The sequence below is a fragment of the Acinetobacter sp. LT1 genome, from assembly GCF_059800965.1.
In genome coordinates this window covers 83,386-102,470 of sequence record NZ_JBBAXE010000004.1, presented here as the reverse complement: position 1 = coordinate 102,470, position 19,085 = coordinate 83,386, and the positions used below count along the sequence as shown (strand labels likewise).

Genomic DNA, 19,085 nt, shown 5'->3' with positions numbered 1-19,085 from the left:
AACTATGCCAATGTTATTTTTTGCAATTAAGTATTTATAATTGTTGAAAATAGATCGATTTTATTCGCGTTATCATTTTAATAAATGACTAAATATGCACCACAGTTGATCAAAAAATATATATGACTATTATTATTGCACCATATTTGTGCGATACATCCTTATAATTAATTACCTCTTGTGCCCTCATTTGTTGCATTTTTTGCTGTAGGTTCTGTTGTACGATTCTGTTGAGCCTTTTTAGCCACATCAACTGCCGAATTAGACTGATGTACATCCACAACATTCCCCTCAGCATCTCGACGAATAATCGTTGTACGAGTTGTAGAATTTGTTGCTGGAGCCGTTACTTTAGGTTGTGTAGCCACGCCGCCCCCTATGAGTAAGGACTCATCAATTTTGGGCAGAGCAGCTGGACGTAACCGCACTTCATAAGTTTGGCTAATACCACCTTTCATTTCATCCGTCCCTAAATCATTGACTAATGGCGCATAGGTCGAAAATTGTTGCGGTTGAGGTTTAATTGATTCAGGTAAATCAAGATTAAGTTGGGTTAACTGCTGAATTGCATCTTCAGAACGTTTAAATACACCATATGTCAAAACATATTGTTCAGATTGCTTATCTCCACTTAAACGGAAGTAGATAAATTTATTCCGTTCTGGACGATTTTTTAAAAAGTTTTTAATAATATCTTCATCAGACGCACGGAAAAGCTCAAGCGTCCATTGTTTCTTGTTTTCATTAATAAATTTTGTACCGCGGAACTCTGCCTCATGTTGACCAGAAGCAACCGTACGGGTTGTTAAATCAAGAGGTCTAACTTCATCAGCTAAAGCCCCTAAATTAGCCGTTGTTGCCACCTTCTCTGGCTGAATTTGCACTGGCGCATCCGAATCAGCTGATTTTTCAACTTCAACCAGCTTTTTACTATCGGTCATTACCCAAAAAATAAAAGCGAGCAACAAGCAGACGATACCACCCACCAACCAGATATATTGTTGAACATTCTGCCAAAGTGTACGTGATACAGTCATGTGTTACCTTAATTTATTATCCGTGTTGATTTGCCAAAATAGCTTGTTTCATGAGTTCAACATCAAAGTCTTTAGTAATTACTGCTTGCCCAAGTTGCTTTAACAGCACTAAACGTAATTGACCATTGAGAACTTTTTTATCATGCGCCATATATCCAAGGAATTCATCCAATGGAATTTTTGGACATGATATCGGCAAATTAGCGCGTTGAATAATTTTTTTTGTACGCCCTACATCATCGCTTGAAATCCAACCTAAACGTTGTGATAAATCAGCTGCCATCACCATGCCTGTCGCTACTGCTTCACCATGCAACCAAGTGCCATAGCCAAGGTAAGATTCAATCGCATGACCGAAAGTATGACCCAAGTTGAGTAAAGCTCGTTCGCCTTGCTCTTTTTCATCGTTAGCGACAATACGCGCTTTATGAGCACATGAACGATAAACAGCTTCTGCTAAAAGTTCAGCATCTCGCCCAATTAACCCATCCATATTCTGCTCTAACCAAACAAGAAAATCAGCGTCACCCAACAAGGCATATTTAATGACTTCTGATAATCCAGCAGATAACTCTCGATCTGGTAAAGTATCAAGTTGAGCCATATCAGCCAAAACAACTTGAGGTTGCTGAAATGCGCCCAACATGTTCTTACCAAGAGGATGATTAATCCCCGTTTTACCACCCACACTTGAGTCTACTTGTGAAAGAAGTGTAGTCGGAACCTGAACAAAATAAACACCACGTTGGAAACATGCTGACGCAAAACCAGCCATATCCCCAATAACACCACCACCCAAAGCTAAAACCGTACAATCACGATTAAAACCAGCTTCAAGTAAAGCATCAAAAATTAAATTTAGATGTTGAATATCTTTATATTTCTCACCATCTGGCAAAATACAAGTCGCTACAGTTTTACCCAAACTTTTTAAAGCCTCTTGATAATGAGATAAATATAAAGGAGCGACCGTTTCGTTACTCACGATCATGATCTGTTGACCATGAATATAAGGCTCAAGCAACTGCTTAGGATCAAGTTGACTGCCAATAAAAATAGGATAACGGCGTTCGCCTAATTCAACATGTAAAGTTTGCATGAGTTTATAAAACCACAAGTAAGTTTGGCTATTTTAGCGGGTTGGACAAAATAAGTTGCAGAATCTTTTGAGCAAGATCACGAGCAGCACCCTGATTGGTTTCAATCGTGTAATGCGCAACTTCACGATATAAAGGATCACGTATTTTCAACAAATCACGTAATTTTTGTTCAGGGTTTTCAACTTGTAATAGAGGTCTATTTTTATCGCGGTAAGTTCGTTGTAATTGTAGTTCTACAGGAGTGTAAAGATAAACAACAATACCACGTTGCTTTAGAAATTCGCGGTTGGGTGCTTGAGTAATTGCACCTCCACCTGTCGCCAACACTAAGGCTTTACGGGAAGTCAACTCATTTAACACTACCGTTTCACGAGTGCGAAATCCAAACTCCCCTTCTTTCTCAAAAATCCAGGGAATAGTGGCACCTGTTTTGCGTTCAATTTCATGATCACTATCTAAAAATTCACGCCCTAATAGTTCGGCTAAATGACGTCCAACGGTTGTTTTTCCTGCCCCCATGGGCCCTACCAAATAAATATTTGGCAGGGTTTCAAACGCTTTGCTTGGCAAGGCGCCACCTATTTCAATTGCTTTCATTAAAAAATATATTAATGATTTCTCACCAAAGTGTCATTAACAATTCGTGGCGTAACGAAAATCAGTAACTCTTGCTTATCATCAGATTTCTGATCTTTCCTAAATAGGCGTCCAATTCCCGGTAAATCCCCAAAGAAAGGAACTTTGGTTTGAGAGTTAAGGGTTGTCTGCTCAAACACCCCTCCTAAAATGACTGTCTCACCATTATTCACCAACACATTTGTCTTGATATTATTTTTATTTAGGATCAATTCACCATTAGGAGCCGCACCCGAAACCGAATCCTTTGAAATATCCAATTTCATTTGAATTTTACCATCAGGCGTAATACTCGGGGTAACATCTAGGCTTAATAGTGCATCTTTAAAAGAGGTACTTGCTGTAGCACCAGCAGCAGAATTCGTTGTAGTTTGATATGGGACCTGTTGACCTGTTGCAACTTTTGCAGGCTGTTTATCTGCAGTCATTACTTTAGGGGTAGAAATAACCTCACCATAGCCATCAGCTTGTAATGCAGAAAGTTCAAGATCAAGCATAAAATCAGACATACTAATCAAGCCAAAGGCAATACTCCCAGCCGGATTGGTTACACCTAAATCGACATTTAAGTTATCTGGACGTTCAATCGTGTATTTATAACCACCCGTAGTCTCATCCTTTTTGGGCTCTCGTAAATTCCACAAGGTCGTTTCACTACCACCAACTAACAAATTATTATTGTTAGTGATCCCTTGCGATAATATACCCCATTTAACACCGAGCTCTTTGGTAAAAGAAGTAGATGCTCTTACAATTCGCGCCTCAACCATAACCTGTTTAACTTGTACATCCAACAGATCAATCATTTTACGAATTTGATCAATCGACTGAGCCGTATCATTAATAATTAAGGTATTGGTACGATCATCTTGAGTAATTGTTCCACGGGGACTCAATAAACTTCCTACATTATTACCTAAACTATCAACACCAGTATTTAAATTAGTAGATGTAGAATTTCCACCATCAGATGTGCGCTGCATACCATTGCTATTATTTGAGCCTTGAGTAATTAAACTCATAATATCCTGAGCTTGCGCATATTTAAGTTGAATATACTCAGTTTGTAATGGGGCTAATTTCACGCTCTGTGCAACAGCTTTTGCTTCTTCTTCTTCAGCCTTGATCAGTTCCGCAACTGGAGCAATCCAAATTACATTTCCATTTCTGCGTTTATCTAAATTTTTAGTTTTTAAAATAATATCAAGTGCTTGGTCCCATGGTACATCTTTTAAACGCAAAGTGATATTACCTTGCACACTATCAGCCGCGACCATATTAATGCCAGTAAAATCAGCAAGTAACTGTAAAACGCGACGAACTTCAATATCTTGAAAATCGAGAGAAAGCTTATTACCAGAGTAATTAGGCGTCTTATGTAAAGAGGTTACATTTTTGTCCTGCGGACGCTTGAGGCTAATGGTTAATTTATTTTCTGCCTGATAAGCCATATATTCATAGCTACCAGTAGATTGAATCGTAATAACGCCATTGCCTTTTTCATTATAAGATTCAATGGTCGAAACAGGCGTCGCAAAATCATTTACATTTAAGCGTTTAGCTAGATGTGTAGGAATTTTAGAGCCTAACGTTCTTACTACAACTTTGCTACCTTGTTGTTGCACATCAACAGGGGTATTACCTCCCAACAGGTCAATAACGATAAGGCCTTCCCCTTGACTACCGCGTTGGAAGCCGATGTTTGAAACACCTTGGGTTTGCATTGCACTTGCTGATACAGGTTTAGCTACAGCTTGCGCAGAATTAATCTTTAAAATAAAAGTGTTGCCTTCAATACGAGTAGTAAAAGCACCTGCCTCTTTCAAATTTACAGTTAAACGTGAACGCTGATCATCGGAGCTTACATCGACCGAACTCGCTTCATTCGTTCCAATCGCTACTTTTGACTGTATTAAATTCTGCTGCGCTTTATTAAAATCTAAAATCAAACGTGAAGGATTCTCAAGCTGATAGGCCTGTGGTTGCGGTGGCAAGCCATTAAATATCACTCGAATTTCTGTTCCCTGACCCGCTATTTGCATCGGTACAATATTAGTCATGCTGACCTGTGCAGATGCAACCTGCATAATTGCAATCGCCACAGCTCCCATAGAAAACTGACGGAATACGTGATTCATTGTCTAACCATCCCCAATAAATAATCTTTAAAAATAATTTTTTCTTTGTTATTCCCTAAATTTTAGGGTGCGGGTCCAATTAACACTAAGGTTCTTGGTCTCTCCACATAGCCTTCTCGCCCATCAGGGACAATCTCCACCAGATCAATCTGAGTAGGACCAATATGGGTAATTCGACCTTGATTCATCCCGATATAGTTCCCTACCTGTACTCGCTCAATTTGATGATCAGGTGTTTGGATCAGAGCCATGACTTGCCCGCGGCTGTTACGCATACTTCCTTTCATATTTAAGGACTCTAATGCATAGCTTTCGAGTGGCTGTGGTGCTCGTGAGAAATTCGGATATACTCGTTTCCCCGCCATAATTTTGAGCTCAGCAGCAAGTGAGCTTGGTAAAAATGGGCTCTTTAACTGATGGGCTGCATAATTAAACTGTGGTACAGGCGTAAAAACAGGCGCGGGTTCTATGGCTTGTGGTGGCTGATTACGTATATCGGCCATTTGCTGATTTACGGCGTCGATTCTAGAGTCGCATCCAACCAAAACCAAGCCTATCCCCAGAGAAAGTAAAATTTTCTTTAGTTTCATTAGTTATCCTCCTACTTTCGCTTTGACTTCTTTATAGAAGGAATATGTGCATTACGGCTATCGGAGGCATTTATCTGACTTTCACCATTTATCACTTGAGGATCACTATTATTTTGATTTTCAACCGCGCCCATATAGCGATAAGTTTTTGCTTTGATAGAATAATTAAGCACAGGAATATCTGATCTACCATCCTTAACAGGAGCAGCTTCAACAATAAAATCATGCATCGTCACAATACGTGGTAATGCCGCAATACTGCTAACAAAAGCACCGAAAGCGTGATAATCCCCAGTTGCTTCGATAGTAATAGGCTGTTCAATAAAAATTTCCTGCTTCACTTCATCTTCTAAGCGGATATTTTTAAATTTCAGACCAGAATTCACCCCCGTTAAGTTAATATCTTCAACTAAACTTGGAATTTCGGTTTCTTTTGGCAATTGTTCTAACTGCTGATTGAAGTTGGCTTGCATCTCTTGAAGTTGAAGCTGGTATTGCTGCAAGTTGCGTAATTTTGAGTCTTTTTCTCGAAACTCATTTAATAAATTACTTTCTTGTGCTTGAGCATTATCAATTGCTTGTAGCTTTGGTTGAATAGCAACAAAATACCCTAAAGCCAGTACAGCAAAGAAAATAAAAATCCAACACGTAATTTTCACAGATAATGGCCAGCTGCCATAACTGTTCATGTCGAGCGTGTTAAATTGCTGAAGAAATTTTTCTAAGGTGATCTTTTTTTTCTTAGATGGAGCTTGTTCTAAAGACAGCTCATGAAGTTCATCAGGACTCATTTTGCCGCCTCCTTATCCGTACCTACAGACGTATTGGCGGTATCATCTGTTGTAGTCACACCCATTTCCCCTACATCAACAGTAACAACAAAACTGCCATAGCTATCTTCAACTCTAGGAAGCAAAGAACTGATAGCCTTATCTTTTTTCTCTTCGGTCGCCAAGAAAGAACTCATAAAAGCGTTGCGATACCATGGCGATGCTTCGAGATTACGTAATAATTCTGCAACCGTATTTGGACTTTCCGCTTTACCTTCAATCGTAAATTTATCTCCGGTTCGACTGAATTTAGTCAAATACATGGCTGCCGGGGTCACACGTACTAATTCATCCACCAAACGTACAACGACCGGACGCTGGCTTTGCAAACCTTGAATGAGCTTCATACGCTCAATAATTGCATCCCGCTGTTCTTGCAAGCCATTTAAGGTTTTAAGTTGTTGATCTAGATTCTGGTTTGTACTGATGATGAGCTGATTTGCTTGTTCTTGATCATTTAATTTTTGATTCAAATAAAACCACCCTGCAAATACAGTGGTTATCCCCAAAACAACGACCCCAAAACATAAAATAATAAATTGTTTTTTACGCTGCTCCCTAAGCCCATCACGCCAAGGGAGTAAATTAATTGTTGCCATTAATCAAAACTCCTTAAAGCCAAGCCACATGCCACCATTAATGAAGAAGCATCATTTTCAATTTTTTGAACGTCGACTTGAGGAGAGAAACCCATTTGTAAAAATGGATTGGCAATAGTGACTCGGTAACCGAGTTTTTGCTGCAACAATTTAGCAAGCCCTGGAATGTTGGCATTACCACCCGCTAGCAAAATATGGTCAATTTCATTGAATTGGGATGAAGAGAAGAAAAATTGTAGAGATCTAGCAGCTTGCTGAACTACAGCATCTAAAAATGGTTCTAAGATTTCGATGTCATAATCATCTGGCAAAGAACGTTCTTTTTTAGCGCGTCCCGCTTCTTCTAATGACAAACCGTAACGGCTTTGAATTTCCAAAGTAAGCTGTTTACCGCCAAACACTTGTTCACGGGTATAAATGATTTTGCCATTTTGCATAACCGATAATGTGGTCATGGTATGGCCGATATCTAAAATACCAATGGTATTTGCACCCATGGGTAAGCTATCAGCAAACACACTAAAAGCACGCTCGACAGCATAACTTTCAACATCAGCAAGCTTAGGCGTTAAATCAACCAGTTCCAGTACTTCTACGCGTGTTTCAACATTTTCTGTTCGTGTTGCGACTAAAAGTACATTCACACGATTTGGATTCGGCAGTCGATCTGGTAAAACCTCAAAATCAAGGCTCACCTCATCTAAAGGGAACGGTATATATTGCTCCGCATCTAATCGAATCTGAACTTCACGTTCATCATCGTTCATATCTGCATCCATTTCGATGGTTTTATGAATAACCGTCGATGTTGGAACAGCAATTGCAGCGTTAGTGGTGTGGGGATTTGCTAAATTCATCGCCCGTTCCAAAGCTTCTGCAACTGCTTCTGGATTCAAGATATTTTTTTCAACTACACTGTTCTCAGGTAAAGGCGTTAAAGCATAGCTTTCTACCCAATATTTACCGTTCTTAACAGAGAGCTCTAACAACTTAACAGAAGTCGAACTAATATCGACACCCATTAACCCCTTATTCGGTTTACGATATAACCTGAGCACACTATTGTCCTATTATTTTTTTATCCCCAAAAAAAATTACAAACCAATAATCTAGGTCTTTATTTTTACACGGATACAATATCTCATCTAACAATCCGCATGTCTAAAGGCTATACTGACCACAATTAGTTTGTATTCGATCTTATTAAAGCTTACTTATCATGAAAAAGCTATCCAGTTTGGGCTTCGTGCGTCCAATTTTTTTGATCATTATTATTATCTTAGTCTCACTTCCGATGGGCTTTTATGGCATGTATCTCTATATCGCCCCATCGCTTCCAGAAATGAGTTCACTAAAAAAAGCTCCCCTCTTAAAACCATTACAGGTCTACACTTCAGACAATCAACTGATTGCCGAGTACGGTGGTAAGCTTTCTATTCCGGTTGAATACAAACAAATTCCTCCTGCTTTTATTCATGCATTTTTAGCAGCAGAAGACTCTTCTTTCTTTGAACATAGCGGGATCAGTTTTAAGGGTTTAGGTCGTGCTTTGAGCGAAAGTGTGACGGGTTCAGATGTGCAAACTGGTGGTTCAACAATCACTATGCAAGTTGCAAAGAACTATTATTTGAGTCCAGAAAGAACCCTAAAACGTAAAATAACCGAAATCTTTTTGGCTCGAAAAATTGAGCAAAATTTATCTAAAGAAGAAATTCTCAGCCTCTATGTGAATAAAATCTTCTTAGGGAAAAATGCGTATGGTATCGCGGCAGCAGCCAAAATTTATTACAACAAAAGCATTAATGAGCTCAGCATTGCTCAAATGGCGATGATCGCTGGTTTGCCCAAAGCACCATCTAAATATAACCCTGTAGTTAATCCTGAGCGCGCACTCGAACGACGCAACTGGATTTTAGGCCGTATGTTACAGCTGGGTTATATTTCTCAAGCAGAATATCAAAAAGCAGTTGCAGAGCCGATCAATTTAAATATGCCCAATCGGGATTTAAATAATATTCATCCCTATGCTGGGGAAATGGTTCGTTCAGAACTTGTAAAGCATTTCGGTGAACAAGCCATTGATTCTGGTTATAAAGTCTACACAACAATTAATGCTAAACGCCAAGCGATTGCAGAAAAAGCTGTGCAAGATGGCCTTGAAGCTTATGACCGTCGCCATGGCTGGCGTGGTGCAGAAGCACATGACAAACCGTTAACTGAATTTAGAGCATATGCCAACACTTATCCTGCACAAGTCACTAAGGTAAATAGCAGCTCTTTTGAAGCATTAATGCAAGATGGCTCAACCGTTACGGTTCAATGGTCAGGCATGTCATGGGCACGCCCCTATCGCAATGCAAATAGCGTAGGTGGCGCTCCTTCACGTGCGTCCCAAATTGTTAAAGTTAAAGATATTGTTCGTTTACGCCCAAACGATAATAAAACCGCATGGTCTTTAGTTCAGGTTCCAAAAGTTCAAGGTCAACTCATTGCAATTAACCCGAATGATGGTTCAATTGAAGCAATTGTAGGTGGCTACAACTTCTACCAATCCAAGTTTAACCGTGCCTTACAAGGCTGGCGTCAACCGGGTTCTACAATCAAGCCATTCCTCTATGCTTTAGCATTAGAAAGAGGTATGACACCTTATAGTATGGTGAATGATAGCCCAATTACGATTGGCAAATGGACACCGCGAAACTCTGATGGGCGTTACTTAGGTATGATCCCATTACGTCGTGCTTTATATTTGTCTCGTAATACCGTATCAGTAAGACTTCTACAAACAGTAGGGATTGAACGTACTCGCCAATTATTTATGGATTTCGGTTTACAAGAAGATCAAATTCCTCGCAACTACACCATTGCTTTAGGTACTCCTCAAGTATTACCAATTCAAATGGCAACTGGTTATGCAACGTTTGCAAACGGCGGTTACCGTGTTCAACCACATTTCATTCAACGTATTGAAGATGCTTACGGCAAAGTCATTTATGAAGCCAAACCAGAATACGCATGTATTCCATGTATTAATGCACCTGACACAACGGATGATGAGCAAAAACCTAAAACAACTGATGATGAAGTCATTGCGGTTACGAATAAAGATATAGAACAGAAAGAAAACGCAGCTAAGCAGCTTAATCTTAAACAGACTGACAAAAACAACAGTCAATATCGCCAAGCTCAACGTATTTTAAAATCAAGCTCTGCTTATGATATGGCGAACATCTTACGTGATGTAATTGAGCATGGTACAGGTCGTGCTGCACTTAAAATTGGCCGTAGTGATTTAGGTGGTAAAACAGGTACTACGAATGATGCAAAAGATGCATGGTTTGCAGGCTTCAACGGCAAGTTAGTGACTGTAGCATGGGTTGGATTTGACCAACCGACTACGCTTGGCCGTCGTGAATATGGTGGTATTGCTGCATTGCCGATCTGGATTAACTTTATGGGTCAAGCATTGCAAGGTACGCCAGCAGCTTGGGTCCGTTTAGATAAAGATGCTAAAGGTCCTATTTCACGTGACCAACAAGAAACCGTGACAGAAGTAACTGATAAGAAAACTTATCGTGCGGCTCCGCCACTAGCACGTCCGCTCTATCGACCAGCACCACCACAACCAAAATTAAGCAATGACAATGACTTTTCCGATTTACCAGGTGAAGAAATTGTTATTCCGTCAAAAGCTGCGCCTCCTGCCATGAGACCTTCACAGGAGTCCGCTCCTAAGCGAGAAAAAGATGAATTAGAAAATCTGATTAATCAGATTGAATAATAGAAAAAGCCATCGTTAGATGGCTTTTTTATTGCGCTTCTGAAAGACATAAATTTGAAAAGATGCAGTTATTTCTAATTGTGACTGCTGCTCTAACTGCGAACGGCGCTCAGGAGAGGCTTTATAAGCATAAGGTGTCATAGCAATCAGATTTTTTAGGGCTTGTTGATCGAGCACAAAAGGCGCATCAATAATTTGCTCTTGCTTTAACTCAAACAAATTTTTTAGTTGCTCTACAAACTTTTCTGGTGTGTGAGGATTAACTTGCTCAAATAAAGCCTCACGCATGGCATACAAATGTTCAGAAGCAGGCGTAACAACAATTAAATAGCCATCATCTTTTAAAACACGCGCAATTTCTGCTTGCGGAATTGGGCTAAATAAACTGGTGCAAGCATCCATACTCCTATCCAATACAGGTAAAGTTGCTCCTGTTCCCACCACCCAAGTTACTTCAGTGTTGAGCTTTGCCGCACGTTGTACCGCGTTTTTTGCAATATCAACTCCAACACACTGTTCAACAACTTGCTGCATAGCACTTGTATAGTAGCCCTCACCACATCCGATATCGAGTATTGCTTTTACATCTAGTTGCTTTAATAAATCGACTACAGCTTGCTGTAATGGCTGATAATAACCACCTTGCAAAAAAGCTCGTCGCGCATCGACTGACTCGGGCGTATCCCCTGGGTTTTTACTATGTTTATGTTGCACCACATGTAAATTGACATAGCCTTGTTTAGCTACATCATAACTATGTCCCTGCTCACATCGCCAAGTTCGTTCAGTTAAATTCAGGGACTGACGACACACAGGACACATTAAAACTTGCTTAGCCACGTTTAATTATTCTCTTGTTCTTTTTGTTGTAAATAAGTCTTTGCGTGTAGTCCAACAAAGGTGCGACCTGCATTTGTACCATTAATCCATTCATCTACCTGAAACAAATCAAACAGACCTACCTTGACTAAAGTTGGAATTGCGATCTTTAGCTCTTCCTCAATTTGTCCTCTTTGCCCTGCATTGTATAATTCAATATTGTGCAGCATTGTTGCTACAGTTCCTGTTTGAACCTGACTTCCATCTTTAAGTACAACTTGAGGTAATACCTCGCCCTCTCCAACTACTTTTTGATTAATCACCGATAATTGGTCTAGACCAGCAACTTTTGTCATTCACCTCTCCAATAAAAAAAGCCAGTAGAACTGGCTTTATATTGACACTAAAATAAGATCTATCGCAATTTTAAAGTCATTAGACCTAAAACTACTAATATAATTGTAATAATCCAAAAACGAATCACAACTTGCGTTTCTTTCCAGCCCTGCTTTTCATAGTGATGATGCAGCGGCGCCATTAAGAACACACGTTTATTACGCATACGCAAAGAGCCAATTTGTAAGAATACAGATACTGCCTCCATTACAAATACACCACCCATAATTGCAAATACGATTTCTTGACGAACCATAACTGCAATTGTTCCAAGCATCGCACCTAAAGCTAAAGCACCGACATCACCCATAAATACTTGAGCAGGATGCGCGTTATACCAAAGGAATGCCAAACCTGCACCAATCATGGCAGAACAGATTACTACGAGTTCAGAGGTATATTTCACATATGGAATATGTAAATAGTTAGCGAAACGGATGTCACCAGACAAGTAAGCAAATACGCCTAAACCTGTAGCCACCATGACAACCGGCATAATTGCCAAGCCATCTAAACCATCTGTTAAGTTAACAGCGTTAGAAGCACCATTAATCACCAGATAGGTAAATACAATAAATGCCAAACCTAAAGGAACAATTGAGAGTGGAATTGAAAGATTCTTAAAGAATGGAATCAATAAATCCAGCATGTTTGCCGTATGTTCTGCATTGGACTGTTGAGTTGCAATTAAATATAACGCAATACCAGCACCCAGCGATGCAACAGAAGTCCAGAAAAACTTCTTACGTGCGGGTAAACCTGCATTGTCTTTATAGCGAATTTTAATCCAGTCATCTGCCCAGCCTACAGCACCGAATACAACCATTACACCAAGCACAATCCAGACATAAGGGTTAGATAAATCAGCCCATAGCAAAGTACTAATACCAATTGAAAGCAGAATTAAAATTCCACCCATCGTTGGTGTACCCATTTTTTTAGCATGATTTTCAGGAGCAAACGAACTTACTGCCTGACCGTATTTTAACGCTTGTAATTTACGAATCATGATCGGTCCAAGGACCAGACCAATGGTCAGTGAAGTTAATACACTGAGTAAAGAACGTAATGTTAAATAACGAACGACCTGAAACGAGCTGTGATAGCCCGCAAGTTGTTCAAACAACCATAACAGCATTTAAAGTTTCTCCATCAAATCAGCCATCAACGTTTCCATATGAGTAAAGCGAGAACCTTTAAACAGGAAACTCATGGACTGGGGTTGATGTGTTTGGATTAGATTGATTAAAAATGGAAGTGCCTCAGCTTGTGTCTGAAATGCTTTCACTTTATTAGAATGAGAGTCTGCACCCTCGAGAGCAGCTGGAGCGAACTGTCCAACTGCAATAATATGATCTAAAGGGAGTTCGGCAAGATCACGACCTAAATCATGATGCTCTTGCCAACTGCTATTACCTAACTCACCAATATCCCCCATGACCATCACTTTTACGCCTTGTTGCTGCAACAACACTTGTGCAGCAGCGCGCATAGAAGTCGGATTGGCATTGTAGGTATCATCAATAAATAAGTAAGGTGACTTTTGAATAAAGTTAAGACGACCTTTCGCTCCTTGAGCTTGCTCTAAACCTTGGACAATATCTTCTAGTCCAATACCAATTGCTAAAGCAAAAGCTACAGCTGCGGTCGCATTTTGAACATTATGCTCACCCGCAAAAGGAAGCTTAACTCCACTACTACCTTGTGGTGTATGAAGGATAAAATTCGTTGATTGAGGCAATAACTCCACATCTGTTGCATAGACATCGCCTCCTACACCAAATGTAGAAATACGATGAGCTTTCGCAGCATCTAGAATTTCGGCAGTGAAGTCATCTTGTTGCGGCACGATTGCAACGCCATTTGGTAAAATGTGACGATAAATTTCCGATTTTGCGCGGCAAATACCTTCACGACCACCAAACTCGCCTAAATGAGCTGTACCAATATTTAATATGCCCGCAACATGAGGCTGAACGAGTTTTGATGTGTAATCAATCTCGCCTTGATGGCTTGCACCCAACTCCATCACCGCATATTGATGTTCTTTGCGAAGCTCTAGCAACATCATTGGTACACCAAGGTCATTATTTAAATTCCCTCGGGTGATTAGTGTCGGTGCTAAGCGCGACAATATACTTCCCAGCATTTCTTTGGTTGTAGTTTTACCACTACTTCCCGTTAAGGCAATCACCTTTAATTGTGAGTTTTGCTCACGGCGATAAGCGCCGAGTTGCCCTAAAGCCAATCTGGTGTCAGCAACAACGAGTTGTTCAATATCTACATCTAGCGGACGTTCAACAATAGCTATTTGACAACCATTTGCAGCAACTTGCGCAACGAAATCATGCGCATCGAAACGCTCACCTTTTAGTGCTAAAAAGGCATCCCCAGTTTCCGCATGACGCGAGTCCGTCAAAATACGTTTAATTTCAGTTTGAGGGATCTGGTCTTTATGCCAGTAGCCCTGTGTTGCCTGTTGTAATTGTTGAGCTGTCCACGGTTCCAAAGGCACGGTACTGGTGGTTGAAGTATGCATAATTCGTCCTATTGTGCAGGGTAAGCAGCGTCTACAGTGTGATGTTGTGCATCAATCGCAGAACGCACTTCAACAACATCATCAAACCAGTGACGCACACCATTAATTTCTTGATAATTTTCATGTCCTTTACCGGCAATCACAACAATATCACCAGCCTGAGCCTGCTGTGCAACAAATTTAATTGCTTCACGGCGGTCATGAATTTCATGCATACGGTGCCCTGAAAAGTCGATTCCTTGCTTCATGTCAGCAAAAATTTGTTCAGGGTCTTCTGTTCTTGGGTTATCCGACGTCAAAATAACTGGATTTGCGCCGTCTAAAGCTGCTTGAGTCATTAATGGGCGCTTACCGCGATCGCGGTCCCCGCCACACCCAAATACAGCCCAAAGTTGATTAGACACATGACGTTTTAAGGTTTTAAGCACTTGAATTAATGCATCTGGTGTATGCGCATAATCAACAACAAATAAACGCTCACCATCACGAATAACCTGCATTCGACCTGGGGCACCAATTAGTTTAGGAACGAAAGCTACTAACGCTTTTAAATCAAAACCTGCTTGCTCAGCAGCAATAAGAGCTGCAACCAAGTTTTCGACATTAAAATGCCCTAACAATGGACTTTGCACAGCAAAAGAACCTTGTGGGCTCACTAAATTAAATGTCGCTCCTGCTAAACTGTAACTCAGGTCAGTAATATAATAATCAGCAGTATTTTGAGTAAGTGAATACGTTAAAATTTTCGGTTGAGCAGGATTTTGCTTTGCTGCATTGATCATGAGAGCAGCATGCTCATCATCTAAATTAATAACAGCTACTTTTAAAGAGCTAAAACGGAATAAAAGAGCCTTAGCCTCTGCATAAGCCTCTAAAGTGCCGTGGTAATCCAGATGATCACGACTCAAATTGCTATAAACAGCAATCTCAATCGCACAACCATTTAAACGACCTTGTTCCAAACCATGTGAACTTGCCTCTAAAGAAGCAAAAGTCGCACCTTGTTTTGCATAATCATGCAATGCATTTTGCAGTTGTAAAGCATCAAGCGTAGTGTGCGTTGAGGGTGTTAAGTCTGGCAAAATACCATTGCCTGTAGTACCCATCACAGCACAGCGCTGTTGTTGAGAGCTAATTAATTCAGCCACTAGACGCGAAATTGTGGTTTTACCATTTGTACCAGTCACTGCAATAATACGCACTGGTACTACGGGATCTATATGCTGTAAATAACGTTCTTGCCATTCACCCATACGTTGACGCACATCAGAACACACCCACTCATTTGCTACGCCCAACTCCGTCTCGCTAATAATGGCAAGTGCACCATTAGCTAAAGCTGACTCAGCAAAAGCGCGTGTTTTTTCAGGTTGGCTATAACTGGTCAAAGCGATAAAGATCTGGCCTGACGCAACCTTACGACTGTCTAAACTAAAGCCTTGAAAAGGCTGTTTAGACCACTGTGCATCGATCTCAACTGGATTAATTTCTTGGAAAGAAACAGACATAGCTTACCTGCGAATAGGATTTTCTGGAGTATCAAGGGGCTTATCAAGCGGCACATTCATTAAGCGCAATGATTCTTGCATAATTCGTGCGAAAACAGGGGCCGCAACCAAACCACCGTAATAACGGCCTTGTGGATTTTCAACAACTACAATAACCGCTAAACGAGGATCACTAATCGGAGCTACGCCTGCAAATAAAGCACGGTATTCATTATTTGAATAACCTTTACGATCTGCACGAAGTTTATGAGCTGTACCTGTTTTACCACCAACGCGATAACCCGGAATATTAGCTTGCTTTGCAGTACCGCCCGGCATCGTCACCTGCTCAAGCATAAGCAAAACCTGATCAGCAATTTTTGGAGCAAGAACTTGCTCACCTTTAGGTGCTTGATCGAGTTTATGCAAACTTAGAGGCATTTTTACCCCATGGTTTGCAAGCATTGCATAGCCTTGCGCCAACTGAAGAATAGTTGCATTTAGACCATAACCATAAGCCATGGTACCAATTTGGGAAGAGTTTAATTTGCTTACAGGAAGTACTAAACCAGAGCTTTCACCGGGGAACTTCACAGCAGAACGTTTACCAAAGCCAGCACGGTTAAAGAAGCTTGGTAACGTTTCTTTAGGAAGTGACAATGCAATTTTTGCCGAACCTACGTTTGATGACTTAATAATTACGCCACTGACAGTCAAAGCACCATAGTTATGCGTATCACGAATGGTATGCCAGCCTAAACGCATTGAACCTGGTGAAGTGTTGACAATCGTATTTGGCGTATATTGTCCAGTTTCGAGTGCAGCAGAAACTGTAAAAGGCTTCATGGTAGAACCCGGCTCGAACATATCAATCGCACCGCGGTTACGCATGGCATCTTTATTAGATAAACCGTTTTTATCATTCGGGTTATAAGATGGCCAACTGGTCATAGCCAGAATTTCGCCTGTTTTAACATCTACAGCAATTGCTGTCGCCGAACGGGCGTTATTTGCGACACCAGCAGCAGTCAACTCACGGTACATAATGTATTGCAAACGAGAGTCGATACTTAAAGTGATGTTTTCGCCTGGCTCACCTTCACGAATAACCTCTGAAACTTTTAAGCGGTTACCACGTTTATCACGAATAATTTTTTGTTCGCCATCTACCCCAGACAGTTGTTTATTCAACTGCATTTCCAAGCCTTCAATCCCTTGGCCTTCACTATTGGTTAAACCAATAATCTGAGCATTTGGCTGCGGTTGAGGATAATAACGTTTATATGTTTTCTCAGCATAAACGCCTTGGAAGTTACCCTTTGTAATGAGATCTGCCTGCTGTGGCGGCACTTCTTTTTTCAAAACCAAATAACGAGAACGTGGGCGCGCATTCATCTGTTTTTTTAGATCTGCACGATCTAAACCAACCACATCCGCCAACTCATCAAGGTTTAAGTTTTTATCTGGTAATTGTCGTTTTAACTTACGATTATTCGGATCTTTTTTTAATTCGGCTGTAATTTCGTCATATAAATGCTTGGTATCAAAGTAATCACGTGGATCAATGACAATTTTCATAATAGGCGTACTAATGGCCAGAGGCACACCATGACGGTCGCTAATAACCCCACGCATTGCCTCAATACGTTCCGTACGCAAAATATTGGCATTGGCCTTGTTTTGTAAAAAGTCTTTATTAATCACTTGCACATAAAATGCACGTGCAATTAATACAACAAAACAGAGCAATACTGTTGCCCAGAGCAGATAAAACCGCCACATATCGAAGGCAAGAGTTGGTTTTTCCGAAATAGACTGCTGTTTTTTCCGTGTTTGCTTTATTCGCTTATCTACCATACAGCAAGGCCTTACTTATTTTGCTCTGAGGTCATCGGTAAAGAAATTACCACCGTTTCTGCAGCAGGTGGCGAAAACATGCGTAGTTGGGTTACAGCACGCGTACCAATCTGTGCTGTTGCACCGAAGGTTTGTTGCTCAATAAGCAAACGCCCCCATTCAGCATTGAGATCATCACGTTCACGCATATAAGAGCTGAGCTCTCTATAATCATGACGATATTCAAATACTTGAAAAACCACCATCATGGCACTGATAAAAACAAGCGCCACTAATACGGTGTATGCCACAACTTTTTTCACCACTTTATTTTCGGTGGTTTCAATTTCATCACTGCTTTTCATTACGCGCCTTTTTGTTCCAAGCGTTCAGCAACCCGAAGCCATGCACTACGTGAACGTGGGTTCGCTTTTACTTCTTCTTCACTCGCACGAACCCGTGAAATTTTCTTTAACCTTCTTGTATCTACCTGTTGCTGAGGAATTCCCCAGCCAATATCTTCTGCCAAAGTCGATTCTTTTTGAATAAATTGTTTGATCAAGCGATCTTCAAGAGAATGAAAGCTAATCACAGACAAACGCCCTTTTGGTTTTAGTAAGTCTACAGCTTGTGGTAAAAATACTTCAATATCATCTAGTTCTTTATTAATAGCAATACGAATTGCCTGAAATGTACGTGTTGCTGGATGCTTATGTTTTTCCCACTTTGGATGAGCTGTTTTAACAAGTTCTGCCAATTGGGCTGTTGTATCTAGTTTTCCAGCTTGTTTAATCGCTTTTGCAATACGTCGACTATAACGTTCTTCGCCATATTGATAAATAATATTTGCTAATTGTTCTTCTTCAATTTCAAGTAACCACTCAGCTGCGGTTAACCCCTTAGAATTATCCATTCGCATGTCTAGAGGACCATCCTGCATAAAACTGAAACCACGCTCAGCTTGGTCGAGTTGAGGAGATGACACCCCTAAGTCAGCCATAATGCCATCAACACTCACCACACCAATTTCCTGCATTTTTTCTTTAATATCAGCAAAACTGGCATGAATAATGGTAAATCTCGGGTCTTCTTGTGCCAAAGCAGCTGCAACTTCCAAAGCTTGAGGGTCTTTATCAAATGCATATACTCGTGCATTTTCATCAAGTTTCGAGAGCAATAAACGTGTATGCCCACCTCGTCCGAAGGTTGCATCGATATACACCCCTGTTGTGCGATCTGCCAATAAGCTCTCAACGGTCTCAAAAAGTAAGACAGAAATATGCGACATAGGTGTTAA

Annotated in this window: 17 protein-coding genes; 1 reads left to right on the top strand and 16 read right to left on the bottom strand. The window is 40.5% G+C overall.

The genetic code is table 11. The annotated features are described in order from the left end of the window. Nucleotides 1–167: 167 nt before the first annotated feature. The 8 genes from WBW42_RS05055 to WBW42_RS05020 all read right to left on the bottom strand — a co-directional run bounded on the left by WBW42_RS05055 (nucleotide 168) and on the right by WBW42_RS05020 (nucleotide 7,988). Nucleotides 168–1,037: a hypothetical protein gene (locus tag WBW42_RS05055; protein WP_032057253.1), complete on the bottom strand. Its 870-nt coding sequence runs from the start codon at nucleotides 1,035–1,037 to the stop codon at nucleotides 168–170. A 16-nt stretch (nucleotides 1,038–1,053) separates the two neighbouring features. Then, nucleotides 1,054–2,136 carry a 3-dehydroquinate synthase gene (aroB, locus tag WBW42_RS05050; protein WP_002116776.1) on the bottom strand — a complete coding sequence of 361 codons (1,083 nt, stop codon included), beginning with the start codon at nucleotides 2,134–2,136 and terminating at the stop codon, nucleotides 1,054–1,056. A gap of 28 nt (nucleotides 2,137–2,164) precedes the next feature. Next, complete coding sequence (gene aroK / locus WBW42_RS05045) at nucleotides 2,165–2,734, bottom strand: shikimate kinase AroK (RefSeq protein ID WP_002116987.1); 570 nt, start codon at nucleotides 2,732–2,734, stop codon at nucleotides 2,165–2,167. Between the two features lie 11 nt (nucleotides 2,735–2,745). Beyond that, nucleotides 2,746–4,911 (bottom strand): type IV pilus secretin PilQ, encoded by a 2,166-nt coding sequence (locus WBW42_RS05040; RefSeq protein WP_032063183.1) that lies wholly within the window; start codon nucleotides 4,909–4,911, stop codon nucleotides 2,746–2,748. Nucleotides 4,912–4,973: 62 nt separating this feature from the next. Further along, complete coding sequence (locus tag WBW42_RS05035; RefSeq protein WP_005067086.1) at nucleotides 4,974–5,501, bottom strand: pilus assembly protein PilP; 528 nt, start codon at nucleotides 5,499–5,501, stop codon at nucleotides 4,974–4,976. Between the two features lie 11 nt (nucleotides 5,502–5,512). Continuing rightward, the gene (locus WBW42_RS05030) at nucleotides 5,513–6,292 is read right to left on the bottom strand and encodes a type IV pilus inner membrane component PilO (RefSeq protein WP_032057248.1); all 780 of its coding nucleotides are present in this window, start codon (nucleotides 6,290–6,292) and stop codon (nucleotides 5,513–5,515) included. Then, on the bottom strand, nucleotides 6,289–6,930 hold the full coding sequence (locus WBW42_RS05025) for a PilN domain-containing protein (RefSeq protein WP_002116944.1): 642 nt from the start codon (nucleotides 6,928–6,930) through the stop codon (nucleotides 6,289–6,291). Before WBW42_RS05025 ends, WBW42_RS05030 begins: the two co-directional genes overlap by 4 nt. Beyond that, nucleotides 6,930–7,988 carry a pilus assembly protein PilM gene (locus tag WBW42_RS05020; protein ID WP_005067078.1) on the bottom strand — a complete coding sequence of 353 codons (1,059 nt, stop codon included), beginning with the start codon at nucleotides 7,986–7,988 and terminating at the stop codon, nucleotides 6,930–6,932. Before WBW42_RS05020 ends, WBW42_RS05025 begins: the two co-directional genes overlap by 1 nt. Nucleotides 7,989–8,149: 161 nt before the next feature. Here WBW42_RS05020 and ponA point away from each other — a divergent pair, with 161 nt between their 5' ends. After that, complete coding sequence (gene ponA / locus WBW42_RS05015) at nucleotides 8,150–10,711, top strand: penicillin-binding protein PBP1a (protein WP_032057246.1); 2,562 nt, start codon at nucleotides 8,150–8,152, stop codon at nucleotides 10,709–10,711. A 15-nt stretch (nucleotides 10,712–10,726) separates the two neighbouring features. Here ponA and WBW42_RS05010 read toward each other — a convergent pair whose 3' ends face one another. Genes WBW42_RS05010 through rsmH form a run of 8 tightly spaced genes read right to left on the bottom strand, consistent with a single transcriptional unit; the run spans nucleotide 10,727 to nucleotide 19,076 of the window. Continuing rightward, entirely contained in the window at nucleotides 10,727–11,551 is an 825-nt protein-coding gene (locus WBW42_RS05010) for a putative RNA methyltransferase (RefSeq protein ID WP_080777164.1), read from the bottom strand. Nucleotides 11,552–11,553: 2 nt separating this feature from the next. Then, the gene (locus WBW42_RS05005) at nucleotides 11,554–11,886 is read right to left on the bottom strand and encodes a DUF7709 family protein (RefSeq protein ID WP_002116981.1); all 333 of its coding nucleotides are present in this window, start codon (nucleotides 11,884–11,886) and stop codon (nucleotides 11,554–11,556) included. Nucleotides 11,887–11,945: 59 nt separating this feature from the next. Continuing rightward, the gene (gene mraY / locus WBW42_RS05000) at nucleotides 11,946–13,064 is read right to left on the bottom strand and encodes a phospho-N-acetylmuramoyl-pentapeptide-transferase (protein WP_002116751.1); all 1,119 of its coding nucleotides are present in this window, start codon (nucleotides 13,062–13,064) and stop codon (nucleotides 11,946–11,948) included. Continuing rightward, complete coding sequence (locus tag WBW42_RS04995) at nucleotides 13,065–14,465, bottom strand: UDP-N-acetylmuramoyl-tripeptide--D-alanyl-D-alanine ligase (RefSeq protein WP_032057242.1); 1,401 nt, start codon at nucleotides 14,463–14,465, stop codon at nucleotides 13,065–13,067. A gap of 8 nt (nucleotides 14,466–14,473) precedes the next feature. Next, nucleotides 14,474–15,973 carry a UDP-N-acetylmuramoyl-L-alanyl-D-glutamate--2,6-diaminopimelate ligase gene (locus tag WBW42_RS04990; protein ID WP_032063184.1) on the bottom strand — a complete coding sequence of 500 codons (1,500 nt, stop codon included), beginning with the start codon at nucleotides 15,971–15,973 and terminating at the stop codon, nucleotides 14,474–14,476. Nucleotides 15,974–15,976: 3 nt separating this feature from the next. Continuing rightward, entirely contained in the window at nucleotides 15,977–17,809 is a 1,833-nt protein-coding gene (gene ftsI / locus WBW42_RS04985) for a penicillin-binding protein PBP3 (protein WP_017400506.1), read from the bottom strand. 11 nt (nucleotides 17,810–17,820) lie between these two features. Continuing rightward, nucleotides 17,821–18,153, bottom strand: a complete 333-nt coding sequence (gene ftsL / locus WBW42_RS04980) for a cell division protein FtsL (protein ID WP_002116847.1) — start codon at nucleotides 18,151–18,153, stop codon at nucleotides 17,821–17,823. Then, nucleotides 18,153–19,076: a 16S rRNA (cytosine(1402)-N(4))-methyltransferase RsmH gene (rsmH, locus tag WBW42_RS04975; protein ID WP_032063185.1), complete on the bottom strand. Its 924-nt coding sequence runs from the start codon at nucleotides 19,074–19,076 to the stop codon at nucleotides 18,153–18,155. The genes ftsL and rsmH overlap by 1 nt, the downstream gene beginning before the upstream one ends. Between the last annotated feature and the right edge of the window lie 9 nt (nucleotides 19,077–19,085).